The organism is Amycolatopsis sp. NPDC051045, assembly GCF_040682955.1.
Lineage (GTDB): Bacteria > Actinomycetota > Actinomycetes > Mycobacteriales > Pseudonocardiaceae > Amycolatopsis.
Window position 1 is genome coordinate 805,806 of sequence record NZ_JBFBCC010000001.1, and the last position, 14,190, is coordinate 819,995.

General features: G+C 70.9%; 17 protein-coding genes. 7 read left to right on the plus strand and 10 right to left on the minus strand.

Going from position 1 to position 14,190, the window contains the following annotated elements:
- Positions 1-193: 193 nt before the first annotated feature.
- The 6 genes from AB0M80_RS03810 to AB0M80_RS03835 form a co-directional block, all read right to left on the minus strand.
- Positions 194-1,066, minus strand: coding sequence for a DUF4349 domain-containing protein (locus AB0M80_RS03810; protein WP_364558333.1), 873 nt, complete (start codon positions 1,064-1,066; stop codon positions 194-196).
- Between the two features lie 70 nt (positions 1,067-1,136).
- Positions 1,137-1,649, minus strand: coding sequence for a YbjN domain-containing protein (locus AB0M80_RS03815; RefSeq protein ID WP_364558336.1), 513 nt, complete (start codon positions 1,647-1,649; stop codon positions 1,137-1,139).
- The gene (gene mshA / locus AB0M80_RS03820; protein WP_364558339.1) at positions 1,646-2,950 is read right to left on the minus strand and encodes a D-inositol-3-phosphate glycosyltransferase; all 1,305 of its coding nucleotides are present in this window, start codon (positions 2,948-2,950) and stop codon (positions 1,646-1,648) included. The genes AB0M80_RS03815 and mshA overlap by 4 nt, the downstream gene beginning before the upstream one ends.
- A gap of 22 nt (positions 2,951-2,972) precedes the next feature.
- Positions 2,973-3,827 (minus strand): alpha/beta hydrolase, encoded by an 855-nt coding sequence (locus AB0M80_RS03825; RefSeq protein WP_364558342.1) that lies wholly within the window; start codon positions 3,825-3,827, stop codon positions 2,973-2,975.
- 3 nt (positions 3,828-3,830) lie between these two features.
- Positions 3,831-5,006 carry an Ig-like domain-containing protein gene (locus AB0M80_RS03830; protein ID WP_364558346.1) on the minus strand — a complete coding sequence of 392 codons (1,176 nt, stop codon included), beginning with the start codon at positions 5,004-5,006 and terminating at the stop codon, positions 3,831-3,833.
- A gap of 227 nt (positions 5,007-5,233) precedes the next feature.
- Entirely contained in the window at positions 5,234-6,289 is a 1,056-nt protein-coding gene (locus AB0M80_RS03835) for a UDP-N-acetylmuramate dehydrogenase (RefSeq protein WP_364558349.1), read from the minus strand.
- Between the two features lie 24 nt (positions 6,290-6,313).
- Here AB0M80_RS03835 and AB0M80_RS03840 point away from each other — a divergent pair, with 24 nt between their 5' ends.
- From AB0M80_RS03840 to purU, 4 genes are read left to right on the plus strand one after another with little or no spacing between them, the layout of a single operon-like run.
- Complete coding sequence (locus tag AB0M80_RS03840; RefSeq protein WP_364558352.1) at positions 6,314-6,814, plus strand: DUF2505 domain-containing protein; 501 nt, start codon at positions 6,314-6,316, stop codon at positions 6,812-6,814.
- Complete coding sequence (locus AB0M80_RS03845; RefSeq protein ID WP_364558355.1) at positions 6,793-7,593, plus strand: class I SAM-dependent methyltransferase; 801 nt, start codon at positions 6,793-6,795, stop codon at positions 7,591-7,593. Before AB0M80_RS03840 ends, AB0M80_RS03845 begins: the two co-directional genes overlap by 22 nt.
- Positions 7,594-7,634: 41 nt before the next feature.
- Positions 7,635-8,252: a maleylpyruvate isomerase family mycothiol-dependent enzyme gene (locus tag AB0M80_RS03850; protein ID WP_364558358.1), complete on the plus strand. Its 618-nt coding sequence runs from the start codon at positions 7,635-7,637 to the stop codon at positions 8,250-8,252.
- 15 nt (positions 8,253-8,267) lie between these two features.
- The gene (gene purU / locus AB0M80_RS03855) at positions 8,268-9,143 is read left to right on the plus strand and encodes a formyltetrahydrofolate deformylase (protein ID WP_364558361.1); all 876 of its coding nucleotides are present in this window, start codon (positions 8,268-8,270) and stop codon (positions 9,141-9,143) included.
- A 21-nt stretch (positions 9,144-9,164) separates the two neighbouring features.
- On the opposite strand, the gene AB0M80_RS03860 is transcribed toward purU, so the two are convergent.
- A complete protein-coding gene (locus tag AB0M80_RS03860) occupies positions 9,165-10,214 on the minus strand; it encodes an NAD(P)-dependent alcohol dehydrogenase (RefSeq protein ID WP_364558364.1) in 1,050 nt (349 codons plus the stop codon).
- A gap of 97 nt (positions 10,215-10,311) precedes the next feature.
- Between AB0M80_RS03860 and AB0M80_RS03865 the strand changes: the two genes are divergently transcribed.
- Both AB0M80_RS03865 and AB0M80_RS03870 read left to right on the plus strand, forming a co-directional pair.
- Positions 10,312-10,911 carry a TetR/AcrR family transcriptional regulator gene (locus tag AB0M80_RS03865; RefSeq protein WP_364558366.1) on the plus strand — a complete coding sequence of 200 codons (600 nt, stop codon included), beginning with the start codon at positions 10,312-10,314 and terminating at the stop codon, positions 10,909-10,911.
- Between the two features lie 9 nt (positions 10,912-10,920).
- A complete protein-coding gene (locus AB0M80_RS03870) occupies positions 10,921-11,535 on the plus strand; it encodes a pyridoxamine 5'-phosphate oxidase family protein (RefSeq protein WP_364558369.1) in 615 nt (204 codons plus the stop codon).
- On the opposite strand, the gene AB0M80_RS03875 is transcribed toward AB0M80_RS03870, so the two are convergent.
- The gene (locus AB0M80_RS03875) at positions 11,504-11,836 is read right to left on the minus strand and encodes a helix-turn-helix transcriptional regulator (protein ID WP_364558372.1); all 333 of its coding nucleotides are present in this window, start codon (positions 11,834-11,836) and stop codon (positions 11,504-11,506) included. The genes AB0M80_RS03870 and AB0M80_RS03875 overlap by 32 nt on opposite strands.
- Positions 11,837-11,906: 70 nt before the next feature.
- Here AB0M80_RS03875 and AB0M80_RS03880 point away from each other — a divergent pair, with 70 nt between their 5' ends.
- Positions 11,907-12,536 carry a haloacid dehalogenase type II gene (locus AB0M80_RS03880; protein WP_364558585.1) on the plus strand — a complete coding sequence of 210 codons (630 nt, stop codon included), beginning with the start codon at positions 11,907-11,909 and terminating at the stop codon, positions 12,534-12,536.
- Here AB0M80_RS03880 and AB0M80_RS03885 read toward each other — a convergent pair.
- Together AB0M80_RS03885 and AB0M80_RS03890 are read right to left on the minus strand one after the other, a co-directional pair.
- A complete protein-coding gene (locus tag AB0M80_RS03885; RefSeq protein ID WP_364558375.1) occupies positions 12,533-13,549 on the minus strand; it encodes an NADP-dependent oxidoreductase in 1,017 nt (338 codons plus the stop codon). The genes AB0M80_RS03880 and AB0M80_RS03885 overlap by 4 nt on opposite strands.
- A gap of 117 nt (positions 13,550-13,666) precedes the next feature.
- Positions 13,667-14,101 carry an SRPBCC family protein gene (locus tag AB0M80_RS03890; protein WP_364558378.1) on the minus strand — a complete coding sequence of 145 codons (435 nt, stop codon included), beginning with the start codon at positions 14,099-14,101 and terminating at the stop codon, positions 13,667-13,669.
- Positions 14,102-14,190 lie beyond the last annotated feature (89 nt).

The following is a 14,190-nucleotide window of genomic DNA, read 5'->3' on the forward strand; positions in this document are numbered from 1 at the left end:
CGAGCGGCCGGATTCCACGCACTCCCCGGCCGGCTTCGGGCTTTGACCGCGGCTCGTCTCCCCCCTGCCGGGCCGCGGCCCGCCCGGCCCCGTTGACACCCCCCTCGTCACCGGGTCCTGATCGGCGGGAACTTCAGCGGGGCGGCTCGAGATCGCGACTCCCCCCTCCCTCGAGCCGTCCCGCCTGTTCCGCTCAGCTCTCGGTCGGTTCCGGCACCGGCGTCCGGCGACGGCGGTGCAGCCACCAGCCGAGCCAGCCCAGCGGCACGATGAACAGCAGGAACGGCGCGATCGCGCCCAGCACCGTCAGCAGGCCGCCGCCGAAGACGAGGAACGCGTGCCAGCCGCCGGCCAGCCCGCCGAGGAACCCGCTGTGGTCCTCGCTCGGGGGCGGGGGCGCGGCTACGCCGCGGATCGTCATCGCGACGGTCGCCATCGCGACGCTGCCCGCCAGCGAGTTCCGCTGCTGTTCGAGCGATTCGAGCGTCGACTCGCGGCTCGTCAGCTCGCTCTCGACCGAAGCGATCTCGGACACCGAAGTCGCCCGCGCCAGCAACGCGCGGATCCGCTCCACCGACGCCCGCTGCGTCGCCAGCCGCGCTTCGACGTCGACGACCTGCTCGGTCACGTCCTGGGTGTTCAGCTCCCGCTTCACCAGGCTGCTGCCCAGGTGCGAGAGCTGGTCGAGCACGCCGTCGAGCTTGTCCGCGGGCACCGCGAGGCTCAGCGTCGCCAGCTCTTCGCCGGTGCTCTCCTGCCCGGTGTAGCCGCCGGCGCCCTGCGCGATCCCGCGGGCCTGCGCGACGACGTCGGTGACCTTGGGCGCGGTCAGTTCGAGCCGGGCGCTGCGCGAGAGCTTGCGGTCGGTGGCCCCGGCCTGCGGCGGGGTCACCTGCTGGCCCTTGTTCGGCGTCGCTTTGCCGTTGCCCTGCTGCGGCGCGGCCGGCAACGGCCCGGACCCGGCACTGTCCGCCGTGGACGACGCCCCGTCTTGCGCCGCCGAGCAGCCGGCCAGCACGAACGCCACACCCGCGATCGCGAGCGCGGCTCTCCATCGAGTCCGCATCATGGGTCTCCCTCCAGTTTCGACTGGTGAGGAGACGGATGTCCGGTTCAGGGCCGTTGCACGGCCCGGGTCACGACTCGGTCAAGCCCGGTTCGTGCGCCTTCTCGGGCGCCACGAGGTGCTTGAACGCCTGCAGGTTGGCCAGGGATTCACCGCGGGAGACGCGCCAGTCCCACTCGCGCTTGATCGACGTCGCGAAGCCGATCTCCAGCAGCGTGTTGAAGTCGCCGTCGGCCGCTTCCAGCACCTGGCCGAGCACCTTGTCGAGCTCGTCGGCGGTCATCGTGTCCTTGCCGAACCGGCCGACCAGGTAGATGTCCCCGAGACTGTCCACTGTGTAGTGCACACCGTAGAGCTTCGCGTTGCGCTGCAACAGGAAGCGGTAAACGTCCTCATGGGACTCATCCGGACGGCGGCAGACGAAAGCCTCCACGGAAAACGCGTGGTCGCCGTCGACCAGCCACGCGTTCGTCTGCAGCTTCTTCGTTCCCGGCAGCGTGACGAAGTACTTGCCCGGCCCGCGCTTGTCGTACTTCAGCTCCGCCGAGTCCAAAGTAGACTGGATCAGCTCGTCCAGGCTCACACCGCCACCTCCGCGCGCAGGTCGAGCGCGTGGGAAAACGCGCTGGTGGCCTGAGCATAGATGTCGAGCAGCGCGTCCGTCGTACGGCGCCAGGAGAACCGCCGCGCGTGCACGATGGCGTTGGCGCCGAGCTCGGCGCGCCGGTCCGGGCGCAGCGCGACCGCGGCCAGCGCGTCCGCCCACTCGTCGGCGCCGTGCCCCGGCACCAGCAGCCCGGACACCCCGTGCGGCACCGCCACCGGCAGGCCGCCGACCTCCGCCGCGACCACCGGCGTCCCGCAGGCCTGCGCCTCCAGGGCGACCAGGCCGAACGACTCGTTGTAGCTGGGTACCGCGACGACGTCGGCGGCGCGGAAGACCCGGGCGAGCGCCTCGCCCGGCTGCGGCGGCAGGAACCGGACCTGCCGCTCGATGCCGAGGGAGACGGCGAGCTCGCGCAGGGCCTGTGGCTGCGCCAGTCCGCTGCCGGACGGCCCGCCGACGATCAACACGACCAGCTTCGGTGCCAGCTCGGGGCGCCGCCGCAGCAGGGCCGCTGCGGCGTGCAGCAGCACGTCCGGCGCCTTCAGCGGCTGGATCCGGCCGGCGAAGGCGAGCACGACGGCGTCGCCGGGCAGCCCCAGTTCGGCGCGCGCGACGTCCTTCGAGCCCGGCGTGAAGCGCTCGAGGTCGACGCCCGGCGGCACGGCGTGCACGGCGTGCGGCTCGGCGTCGTAGAGGTCGATGAGCTGGCGCGCCTCGACCGCGGTGTTGGCGACCAGCCGATCGGCCTCGGCGACCACCTGCTCCTCCCCGATCACGCGGGTGCGCGGCTCGGGTTTGTCGCCCTCGGCGAGCGCGGCGTTCTTCACCTTCGCCAGGGTGTGCGCGGTGTGCACGAGCGGGACGGACCACCGGTCGCGGGCCAGCCAGCCGACCTGGCCCGACAGCCAGTAGTGCGAGTGGATGAGGTCGTAGTGGCCGGGCTCGTGGAAGGCCTCGGTCCGCAGCACGCCGGAGGTGAACGCGCACAGCTGGGCGGGCAGCTCGTCGCGGCCCAGCGGCTCGAACGGGCCGGCCTGCACGTGCCGTACGGTCACGCCGGGCGCGAGCTCGGCCACCGGCGGCTGGTCGGACGCGGTCGCACGGGTGAAAACCTCGACCTCGACGCCGCGCCGGGCCATCTCGATCGCGGTCTGGCTGACGTAGACGTTCATCCCGCCGGCGTCGCCCGTCCCGGGCTGTTCGAGCGGGGATGTGTGCACGGAAAGCACCGCGATCCGGCGCGGCGCAGCCCGGAACCTCCGGATGTTGCTGGTCACCTGGTCACGTCTCCTGCGTACGTCAGCATTCCTCGGCGAACTGCCGCAGCACCGCGTCGAACTCGTCCGCGGACTCGGCGAAGGGCGCATGCCCCCCGCCAAGGAACCAACGTCCGACGGCACCCGGAATCTTCCCGATGGCGTGCTTCGCCGCCGTGGAGTCGATCACGCGGTCGTGCGAGCCGTGCAAGACCAGGGTGGGTTTGTCGATCGCGGGCAGGACCTCTTCACTACCGATGTCCCGGCGGAACAACGCCGCGCGGACCGACGGGGGCACGCTGAGCGAAGCGCCGAGCAGGGCTTGGGCCTGGGCGCCGGGCACCGGCCTCGCGGTCATCTCGCGGTTGAACGCGGTGAGCGCCGGGATCGCGATGTCCGGATCGTCCGAAAGCATCGCCCGCATGTGCTCGCGCATCAGGCTGCCGACCCGCCCGCCGGGCCGGTCGCGGCCGATCTCGGTGATGGCGCCGACGAGCACGAGCCCACGCAGCCGTGCGGTGCCGTGCACCCGGATGTGGTCGGTCAGGACCAGGCCGCCGTAGGACCACGCGACGACGATCGCGTCCGGGCCGGCGAAGTCGAGCACCGCGGCGAGGTCGTCGGCCCAGACCCGCGGGTCGTCATAGCCCGAGGCACGCTTTCCCGCCGAGGGCTCATCAGCGCGGCCCGAGGCCGGGACGTCGGAGGCGCCGTGCCCGCGCAGGTCCACCGCGACCAGCCGGAACCGCTCGGTCAGCGCGGGGTCGGCGAGCTGCGCGGCCCAGCAGCCGGACGACTGCGCCCAGCCGTGCACGAACACGATCGGCCTGCTGTTTTCGGTGCCCTCGACCCGCAGGCCGAGCCGGACCCCGCCGTGCCCGACGACTTCGGTGCGCACGGGTTACTTCGCACCCAGCCCTTGCCAGGCCGCCCAGCTGTAGTTCCAGTCCTTGACGTCCGAGTTCATCGGCGGGGACAGCTGCGAGCCGGTGATCTCGACCGGGTCGCCGATCAGCGCCGAGTCGAAGTAGTCCTTGGCGTCGGCCTCGAGGAGGTTGACGCAGCCGTGGGAGTTGTTGGTCTTCCCGATGTTGGCCGCGTTGTCCTGGTTCTCGTGGATGAACTCGCCGTGGTTGGAGAACCGGCAGGCCCACTTCTTGTTGACGTTCGTGTAGCCGTAGCGGGCGTTGTCGAAGATCGCCGACGGCTCCTTGCTCATGACGATGTAGGTGCCGTTCGGGGTGTTGCGGTCGACCTCGCCGTCCAGCCCGTTCGCGCACGGGTAGCTCTTGACCTGGGCGCCGCCGCGGTAGACGTGCATCTGGTGTTCCGGGGTGTTGATCTTGACGACCTGGTTGCGGCCGATCTTGAACTTCGTGGTGACGTCGGCCTTGCCGTACGCGCCGCCGCCCAGGTCGACGCCGTACAGCTTCGCCTCGACGTTCACGGTGATGTTCTGCGGCCAGTACTCCTTCGGCCGGTAGTCGACCTGGCTGTCGGACAGCCAGCCCCACGCGCCCTCGACCTCCTTGTCCGTCTTCACGGACAGGGCCTTCTCGACCGCGGCGCGGTTCTTCACCGGCGACGCGAACTTGACGCTGATCGGCATGGCCACGCCGACCGTCTGTTCGTCGGACGGGTTGAGCGTGGCGCGCACCTGCTTGGCCGGGGCGATCGTGGTGAAGCTGCCGGTGAACTCGACCGGCTTGCCGTCGGAGCCGGTGGCCTTGGCCGCGTAGGTGTAGGTCTTGCCGTAGCCGAGCGGCTCGGAGCTGGTCCAGGTGAGCCCGTCCGGCGAGGTGTCGCCCTTGACGGTCTTGCCGCCCTCGGCGCTCAGCTTGCACTCGGTGAGCTTGCCGTCGGCGACCTTCAGCACGGCGGGTTTGAGGACCGGGACGTCCTTGGCGTTGACGGCGGGCTCGGCTGTGATCTTCGCCACCGGCTGCGCGCCACCCTCGCCGTCGGCGTTCGCGCCGGTGGGCAGCGCCGTGCCACCGTTCTCACTGGAGCACGCCGCGGCGACCAGTGCGGCTCCAGCCGCCAGGGCAGCCTTGAAGACCGTACGCCGTTCGATCACCGAAAACCTCCTGTTTATTGCGGGGGCCAGGCCCCCGCACCCCAGCCGTGGGAGCTCCGCCCCCGGACCCCCCGAAGCCTTGGATCCCCCGCCGACCAGCGGGCACACGCCTTTGGCGCTGGTCACCCAGCCGACGTTACCCGCCGAAAGGTAAAGACCCTTCGATCAGGTGGCCATGCCTTTGTCGACAAAGACGTCCCAGACACGTACGGGTTGCCCGGTTCGGCTCAGATCACGCAGTTGATCAGCAGCGGTTCGGGGTGCAACCGGACGCCGAAGCGCGCGTACACGCCGTCACGCACTTCGCGGGCGAGCGCGAGCAGGTCCTCCGTCGTCGCGTCACCGCGGTTGGTCAGGGCCAGGGTGTGCTTCGTCGACAGCGAGACCCGGTTCCCCGGCCCGGGGTACCCCTTGGCGAAGCCGGCGCGCTCGATCAGCCAGGCCGCGGACAGCTTGACGCCACCGTCGGCCGGGTACTGCGGGACGTCGGTGCCGACGCTCCCGGCGATCCGCTTCAGGACCGCTTCGGCCTCGGCAGCCGGGACGATCGGGTTGGTGAAGAACGAGCCGGCGCTCCACGTGTCGTGGTCGGCCGGGTCGAGCACCATGCCCTTGCCGCGACGCAGCTCGAGGACGGCTTCGCGCGCTGCGGCGGCCGGGACGCGGGCGCCGATCTCGACGCCGAGCGTGCGCGCCAGCTCGGCGTAGCGGATGGGCGCGGACAGGCCGTCTTCGCGGATCTCGAAGCGGACCGAGAGGACTACGCCCGTGTCCGTGCCCTTGAGGACGCTGGTGCGGTAGGCGAAGCCGAGGTCGTCGGCCTTGAGCGTGCGCACCTCGCGCGTCCCGCGGTCGTACAGCTCCAGGGAGACGATCGACTCGGCGACCTCGCAGCCGTACGCACCGACGTTCTGGATCGGCGTCGCCCCGACGCTGCCCGGGATCCCGGAGAGGCATTCGAGCCCGCCCAGCCCGGCCTCGACCAGTGCGGCGACGAAGGCGTCCCAGTTCTGGCCGGCCTCGACCTCAACGACGGCACCGTCGCGGCGCCAGCCGGTGTTCGCCACTGCGACGAGCGTGCCGTCGAACCCCGCGTCCGCGACCACCAGGTTGGAACCACCGCCCAGCAGCAGCACCGGCTCGCCCGCCGCGTCCGCCTCGCGGACGGCCGCGACGAGATCTTCGCTGGTCACAGCGCTGACGAACCGGTTGGCCGGCCCACCGAGCCGCAGCGTCGTGTACGCGGAGAGCTTCGGCAAGGCCGGAGTGTGGGCGGAGTTCACGCGTCTGACGGTACTGTCCGGCTCATGGGAACCCGGATCGAGCACCGCGCTGAGTTCGCCGCGGACGTGGCGGCCACCTACGCGGCCGTCGCCGGCGAGGCCGCGCTGCGGGCGCGCCTGGAACAGCTCGGCGGCCACGACGCGGCTCTGCTGTCGTACGAGGCTTCCGACGCGGGCCTGCGGTACCAGCTGCGGCAGGGCATCAGCGCGGACAAGCTCCCGCAGGCGGTCCGGACGCTGCACAAGGGCGACCTGCTGGTGACGCGCACGCAGGTCTGGCGCCCGTCCGGCGCGGAGTACCAGGGCAACGCCTCGGTCGAGGTCGGCGGCGTCCCGGGCGAGATCGTCGCGCGGACGGCGCTGCTGGCCGACGGCGCCAAGACGGTGCTGCGGACGAGCGGCGAGGTGACGGTCCGGATCCCGCTGTTCGGCGGGAAGCTGGAAAGCGTGATCGTCGAGCAGGTCACGAAGCTGCTGGAGCGCGAAGCCGAATTCAGCGCGAAGTGGCTCACCGAAGCAAACTGACCCCGGTCGGCGCGCCGACGCGCGGCACGACCAACCCGAACCGCCTGCGCCGGGTCGACCGGTGGATCGCCGCGGCCCCGGTGACTTCCCGGCTGCTGCGCTCGGCGGCCGAGCCGCTGGTCGTCGACCTCGGGTACGGCGCTTCCCCGGTGACGACGGTCGAACTGGCCCGCCGGCTGCGCCGGGTCCGGCCGGACGTCCGGGTGCTGGGCCTCGAGCTGGACCCCGTGCGGGTGGCTTTCGCGCAATCCGCCGCGGCGCCGCCGTTCCTGGACTTTCGCCGGGGCGGGTTCGAGCTGGCCGGGACGCGGCCGGTGCTGGTCCGCGCGTTCAACGTGCTCCGGCAGTACGCGGAGGACGAAGTCGCGGGCGCGTGGGGCTTGATGCTGGACTCGATGCCGGCCGAGGGTCTCCTGGTGGAGGGCACGTGCGACGAGATCGGCCGGCGGTCGACGTGGGTCCTCGTTTCCGCCGCCGGGCCGATTTCCTTGACCCTGTCGATGCGGCTGGCCGGGCTGGATCGCCCGTCGACGATCGCCGAGCGGCTCCCCAAGGCGCTGATCCACCGGAACGTGCCGGGCGAGCGCGTCCACGAGCTGCTTTCTTCCCTCGACGCCTGCTGGGCGACGGCCGCGCCGCACCAGGCGTTCGGCGTCCGTTCGCGCTGGCTGGAGACGGTCCGGCAGCTGGCCGCGCGGGGCTGGCCGGTGCTGGGCCCGCCGTCCCGGATCCGCCTCGGCGAACTCACGGTCCCCTGGGCGGCCGTCGCGCCCTCCTAAAGAGGTCGCGACCGCCTGAAGAGACGGCCTACGGTCGTTCCATGCTCGAAGCGATCGACGTCCACGCGGACGGGCTGAAGCGGGCGGCGCTGCGGGCCGGTCCGGCCGCCCGGGTGCCGAATTGTCCGAAGTGGACTGTCCAGGACCTGGTGACGCACATCGCGTTCGTGCACGCCTTCGCCGTCGGGCTGGCGTTGAACCGGCCCGCGAAGCCGGCCCCGCCCCCGGACTGGGAGGACGTGCTCGGGTGGTGGGACGGCCAGCGCCTGGCCCTGCGCGAAGCGCTCGACCGCGCCCCGGAAGCCCCGGCCTTCTCGCCGTACCCGGGCTTCGACGTGACGGTCGGCGACTGGACGCGGCGGATGGCCCACGAGACGGCGATCCACCGCCTCGACGCCGAATCGGCGCTCGAAGACGTCCCGCCGACGCGCTTCTCCCCGGAGTTCGCGAACGACGGCATCCACGAGTTCCTGACCTACCTCACCCCGCGCCTGGGCAAGAAAGCCGATGTCCGCGTCACGACGCCCGAGCGCACGTGGACGCTGGGCACACCGAACGCGGAAATCGACGGCGCCGCCGACGACGTCTACCGCGCGCTGTGGGGCCGTCCGCACCAGGCGTCCGTCCGGGGTGACCTCGCACCGCTCGCAGCGCCCTGACCAGGGCAAGGAAGAATGCCTGGCGTGACCGCTCCCGAACGCCGCTACGTCATCACCTTCGGCTGCCCCGACCGCACCGGCATCATCGCCCGGATCTCCGGGTTCCTCGCCGAGCACGGCGGCTGGATCGTCGAGGCGGCCTACCACACCGACCCGGACACCGGCTGGTTCTTCACCCGCCAGGTGGTCCGCGCCGACTCGCTGCCGTTCGACGCCGCCGAGCTGCGTGCCCGGTTCGGCGAGGTGGCCGCGGACCTCTCCGCCGACTCGAGCTGGCAGGTCAGCGACACCGGCGAGCGGCGCCGCGTGGTGATCCTCGTCTCGAAGGCCGGGCACTGCCTGTACGACCTGCTCGGCCGCGTCGCCTCCGGGGAACTCGACGTCGACATCGCCGCGGTGATCGGCAACCACGGCTCGCTCGCCGACATCACCCGCGCGCACGGCATCCCGTTCCACCACGTGCCGTTCCCGGCGGACGGCAAGGCCGAGGCGTTCGAGCAGGTGCGCAAGCTGGTCGACGAGCACGAGCCGCACGCGGTGGTGCTGGCCCGGTTCATGCAGATCCTGCCCGCCGACCTGTGCCGCGAGTGGGCCGGGCGGGCGATCAACATCCACCACAGCTTCCTGCCGTCGTTCATCGGCGCGAAGCCGTACCACCAGGCGCACACGCGCGGCGTGAAGCTGGTCGGCGCGACGTGCCACTACGTGACGGCGGACCTCGACGCGGGCCCGATCATCGAGCAGGACGTCATCCGCGTCGACCACGGCGATTCGGTCGAGGACATGGTCCGCAAGGGCCGCGACATCGAGAAGGTCACGCTCGCGCGCGGCCTCCGGTGGCACCTGGAGAACCGCGTGCTGGTGCACGGCAACCGGACAGTGGTGTTCTGACCGGTTGCCGTGCTCCGGTGGTCACGCCCCGATCGTCTTGGCGTCGATGACGAACCGGTAGCGCACGTCGGAGTTCTCGACGCGCTCGTAGGCCTCGTTGACCTTGTCGGCCGAGATCGTCTCGATCTCGGCGCCGATGCCGTGCTCGGCGCAGAAGTCGAGCATTTCCTGCGTCTCGGCGATGCCGCCGATCATCGAGCCGGCCAGCACCTTGTTGCCGCCGAGCAGCGAGAAGGCGTTGTACGACAGCGGCTCGCCGGGTGCGCCGACGTTCACCATCGCGCCGCCGACCCGCAGCAGGCCGAGGTAGGCGTCCACCGGCAGCTTCGCCGACACGGTGTTGAGGATGATGTCGAACTTGCCGCGCAGGACGTCGAACGTCGCTTCGTCGCTGGTCGCGTAGTAGTCCTTCGCGCCGAGCTTGAGGCCGTCCTCCTGCTTCTTGAGGCTCTGGCTGAGCACCGTCACCTCGGCGCCCATCGCGGCGGCGATCTTGACGCCCAGGTGCCCGAGCCCGCCGAGGCCGATCACGGCGACCTTCTTGCCGGGGCCGGCCCCCCAGTGGTGCAGGGGCGAGTAGGTGGTGATGCCCGCGCACAGCAGCGGCGCGGCGACGTCGAGGTCGATGCCTTCGGGGATGCGGCAGACGAAGGCGTCCTTCACGACGATCTGGTTGCTGTAGCCGCCGTAGGTGTTCTCGCCGTCGAAGCCGACGCCGTTGTACGTCTGGACGTTGCCCTTCACGCAGAACTGCTCGGTGCCGGCGCGGCAGTACTCGCACTTGCCGCAGGAGTCGACCATGCAGCCGACGCCGACGCGGTCACCGACCTGGTACTTCGTCACGGCCGAGCCGACCGCGGCGACGACGCCCGCGATCTCGTGGCCGGGGACCATCGGGAAGATCGCCTGGCCCCAGTCCTCCTTGGCCTGGTGGATGTCGCTGTGGCAGATACCGGCGTAGGCGATGTCGATCAGGACGTCGTCCGGACGCAGGTCACGGCGCTCGATCGTGGTCGGCGCGAGCGGCGCGCCCGGCGCCGGGGCGGCGATGGCGTGCGTGGTCGTGCTCATGGAACCCTCCAAGTTCAAGTACCGTCGTAAGAGGTCTCATACATGTCCGACGTAAGAGGTCTCTTACATATTCCGAGCGAAAGATGTGAACCAGGTCATGGGCGGCAAGTACCACCACGGCGACCTGCGCGGCGAGCTCGTGCGGGTCTCCCTGGACCTGATCGCCGAACAGGGCCTGGAAGGCTTCTCCGTCGCGGAGGTCGCGCGGCGGGCCAAGGTCAGTCCCGGCGCCCCGTACCGGCATTTCGCCTCCCGGGAGAGCCTGCTGGCCGAGGTGGCGGGCAACATCGCCTGCCAGCTCGCCGATCGCGTCACCTCAGCCGCCGGTGCCCACGAAGACCCGGTGGACGCCCTGGCCGCGGCGGCCGGCGCGTACACGCGCTACCTGATCGAGCGCCGGGCCGGGATGAACGTCATCTACGCCGAGGGTCTCCACGGGCCGCAGCACACCGGCCTCCACGACCAGACCCGGCGGCTGACCGACGAGTTCCTGCTGCGCTGCCTGGTGGTCGCCCCCGATCCGGCGACGGCGCTGGAGCTGATGGAGCAGCTGTTCACCCAGGCTCACGGCTACGGCACGTTCCACCTCGACGGCGTCTTCGGCAAGCACGGCTATTCGGCGGACCTGGTGGTGCGGAAATCCACCGAGGCCGCGCGCGCCGCCATCGTGGGCCGGATTGTCGGTGGGGGGCGCTAGCGTGGGGGCATGGGGATCATCAACTCGCACGAGGCGCTGCGCGAAGTCATCGGCGAGGTCGCCGAGCGGACGCAGAAGAAGATCATCGACCGCATCGACGAGCACGCGCGCAAGCTCATCGCGCATTCGCCGTTCGTGCTGCTGGCGACGTCGGCACCGGACGGCAGCTGCGACGTCTCACCGCGCGGCGACCCGGCGGGTTCGGTCCTGGTGCTCGACGAGCGGACCCTGGTGCTCGCGGACCGGCCGGGCAACAAGCTGATCGACAGCTTCCGCAACATCGTGGACAACCCGCACGCCGGGTTGCTGTTCCTCGTGCCGGGCATGAACGAGACACTGCGGGTCAACGGCCGCGCCACGCTGGTGTCGGAGGCACCGTTCTTCGAGTCGCTGGTGGTGCAGGGCAAGCGGCCGAAGCTGGCGGTGGTCGTCGAGGTCGAGCAGGTGTACATGCACTGCGCGAAGGCGTTCCTGCGGTCGTCGCTGTGGGATCCGGCGACCTGGCCGGACCGCGCGGCGCTGCCGTCGCTGGGCACGATCCTGCGCGACCAGATGGCGCTGCCGATCTCGGCGGAAGCGCTGGACGCGGACCTCAACGAACGGGCGCTGAACCAGCAATACTGATTTCGGCGACCACGTCGAGCAGGCCGGGGAAACGGGCGTCGAACTCGTCGCGGCGGAGCCGGACGAACGTGCCGTTCCCGGCGTCGCGCTGCCGGACCAGACCGGCCTCGCGCAGCACGCGCCAGTGGTGCGTGCGGGTCGACTTGGCGATCGGCAGCGGGAACGACGAGCAGGCCCGCTCGGCGCCGTCGCCGCCGACGAGTTCCAGGACCACCGCGCGGCGGTGCGGGTCGGCGAGCGCGGACAGGACCGCGCCGAGGTCGACGTCGGCCATCTCCGGAATCGGCAGTTCACCAGGCATGCTGGACATCGTACGACAGCTGTCGTACCTTTCGTTAGGTACGAGAACCTTCGAACCTCCGGAGATGCGCATGCTGTGCGTGTTCGACGTCAACGAGACGTTGCTCGACCTCACGGCCATCGACCCCGTCGTCGGCGGCCCGGAGCTGCGGCGCGAGTGGTTCGGGCTGGCCATCCACACGGTGCTGACCGTGACGGCGACCGGCGGCTACCAGGACTTCGCCGGCATCGCGGGAGCCGCCGCCGTGGAGGTCGCGGCCCGACACGGGCGGGAGGTCGACGTCGCGAAGATCGGCGAGGGACTGCGCTCGCTTCCGGCCCACCCGGACGTCGAACCGGGCCTGGTGAAGCTGCGCGAGGCGGGCCACACCGTGGTCGCGCTGACGAACTCGCCGCTCGCGACGGCCGAGGCGCAGCTGCAGAACGCCGGGCTCGCTCCGCTGCTCGACCGGATCTTCTCGGCCGAGCAGGTGGGCAGGCTCAAGCCGGCGCCCGAGCCGTACCGGCAGGTCCTCGACGCCTACGACGTCGAGCCCCGGAACGCGGTGATGATTGCCGCCCACGACTGGGACATCGCGGGCGCGCAGGCGGCCGGGCTGCGGACGGCGTTGCTCGCCCGCCCCGGCGTCCGCCCGCTGCCCGGCTCACCCGAGCCGACGTACACGATCGCAGCTCTGACGGAGCTGGCCGAGCTCCTTTAGTCCGCGATGCGGACCAGCATCTTGCCGGTGTTGGCGCCCGACAGCAGGCCGATGAACGCCTCGGGGGCGTTGCGGATGCCGTCGACGAAGGTCTCCGAATACTTGACCTCACCGGAGTTCACCAGCGGCGCGATCTCGCTGACGAACTGCGGCTGCAGGTCCCAGTGGTCGAGCACCAGCAGGCCGCGGATCGTGATCCGCTTGGCGATGATCTGCGCCAGGTTGCGCGGCGCCGGGGTGGCCTCGGTGGCGTTGTACTGGGAGATCATCCCGCAGACGGCGATCCGGCCGTGCAGGTTGATCGCGTCGATGGCGGCTTCGAGGTGCTCGCCACCGACGTTGTCGAAGTAGACGTCGATGCCCTCGGGCGCGGCGGCGTGGAGCTGCTCGGCGACCGGGCCGTCCTTGTAGTTGAAGGCCGCGTCGAAGCCGAGGTCGTCGATCAGGTGCCGGACCTTCTCCGCCGACCCCGCCGAGCCGATGACGCGCTTGGCGCCCTTCAGCTTCGCGAGCTGGCCCACCAGCGAGCCGACCGCGCCGGCCGCGCCGGAGACGAACACGGTGTCGCCCGGCTTGAACTCGGCCGACTTCAGCAGGCCCGCGTACGCGGTCAGGCCGGGCATGCCGAGCACGCCGAGGTAGGTCGACAGCGGCGCCGCGGTGGCGTCCACCTTGACGAAGCGCCCGGCGTCGAGCACGGCGTGCGTGCGCCAGCCGGCCTGGTGCAGGACGTGGTCACCCGGCTTGACGTCGTCGATGTTCGACTCGACGACCTCGCCGACCGCCCCGCCGCCCATGACCTCGCCGACCTGGAACGGCGGCGCGTAGGACTTCACGTCCCGCATCCGCCCGCGCATGGCCGGGTCGACGCTCATGATCAGGTTGCGCACCAGGAGCTGGCCGGCCCCCGGCGTCGGCACCTCGGTGTCGACGATCTCGAAGTTGTCGTGCGTCGGAACACCTTCCGGACGCGACGCCAACCGGATTTCGGTCGCCTGGGTGGGTGCGTTCACCGTCGAACTCCTTCAGTCTCGAAGCGGGGCAGGCGCCCCGGATTCCACCTGGTGCAACCAGCTAAACGGGGCGATCATTCCGATTGTGATGGGTCACACCCGACCTCCGCACCACAGTCACACCAGCTCGGCCAGCTTCGCCAGCACGCCGTCGTAGATCTTCTTGAGTCCACCGGGCGCGAAGGTCTTCTCGAAGAAGCCACCGATGCCGCCGGCGCCGTCCCAGGTCGTCTCGATCTTCACGACACTGCGTTCACCCGCCTCGGTGACCGTCCAAGTGGTGACCATGCTGGAGTTCGCGTCGGTCTCGACCAGCGTGCCCGGCTTCGGCTCCGTGACGGTGGCCTTGACGTCGCGCACGCGCTTGGACGTCGCCTGCAGCTTCCAGCCGGCCTTGGTCCCGGCGCCGACGCCGCCTTCGGTCACCTCGTAGTCGCGGTAGTGCTCGGTAAGCAGCTTCGGGCGCGTTTCGGCGTAGTCGGCGACGAGCGCGCGCACCTTGTCCGCCGGCGCGTCGATCGTGCGCTCCGCGGTGGCCGTGACCTTACCCATTTCACTCCTTCTCCGAAGTTCGCGAACAGACTCCACGATTCCACCGCCGCCCGCACGTCCTGCGGGCACCCTCACGACGTCCCGGATAC

Coding starts and splice junctions, on each gene's coding strand:
- AB0M80_RS03880 (WP_364558585.1), top strand. CDS start 11,907: ATGCTGTGCGTGTTCGACGTCAACGAGACGTTGCTCGACCTCACGGCC.
- AB0M80_RS03865 (WP_364558366.1), top strand. CDS start 10,312: ATGGGCGGCAAGTACCACCACGGCGACCTGCGCGGCGAGCTCGTGCGG.
- AB0M80_RS03860 (WP_364558364.1), bottom strand. CDS start 10,214: ATGAGCACGACCACGCACGCCATCGCCGCCCCGGCGCCGGGCGCGCCG.
- AB0M80_RS03890 (WP_364558378.1), bottom strand. CDS start 14,101: ATGGGTAAGGTCACGGCCACCGCGGAGCGCACGATCGACGCGCCGGCG.
- AB0M80_RS03875 (WP_364558372.1), bottom strand. CDS start 11,836: ATGCCTGGTGAACTGCCGATTCCGGAGATGGCCGACGTCGACCTCGGC.
- AB0M80_RS03840 (WP_364558352.1), top strand. CDS start 6,314: ATGGGAACCCGGATCGAGCACCGCGCTGAGTTCGCCGCGGACGTGGCG.
- AB0M80_RS03810 (WP_364558333.1), bottom strand. CDS start 1,066: ATGCGGACTCGATGGAGAGCCGCGCTCGCGATCGCGGGTGTGGCGTTC.
- purU (WP_364558361.1), top strand. CDS start 8,268: ATGCCTGGCGTGACCGCTCCCGAACGCCGCTACGTCATCACCTTCGGC.
- AB0M80_RS03850 (WP_364558358.1), top strand. CDS start 7,635: ATGCTCGAAGCGATCGACGTCCACGCGGACGGGCTGAAGCGGGCGGCG.
- AB0M80_RS03870 (WP_364558369.1), top strand. CDS start 10,921: ATGGGGATCATCAACTCGCACGAGGCGCTGCGCGAAGTCATCGGCGAG.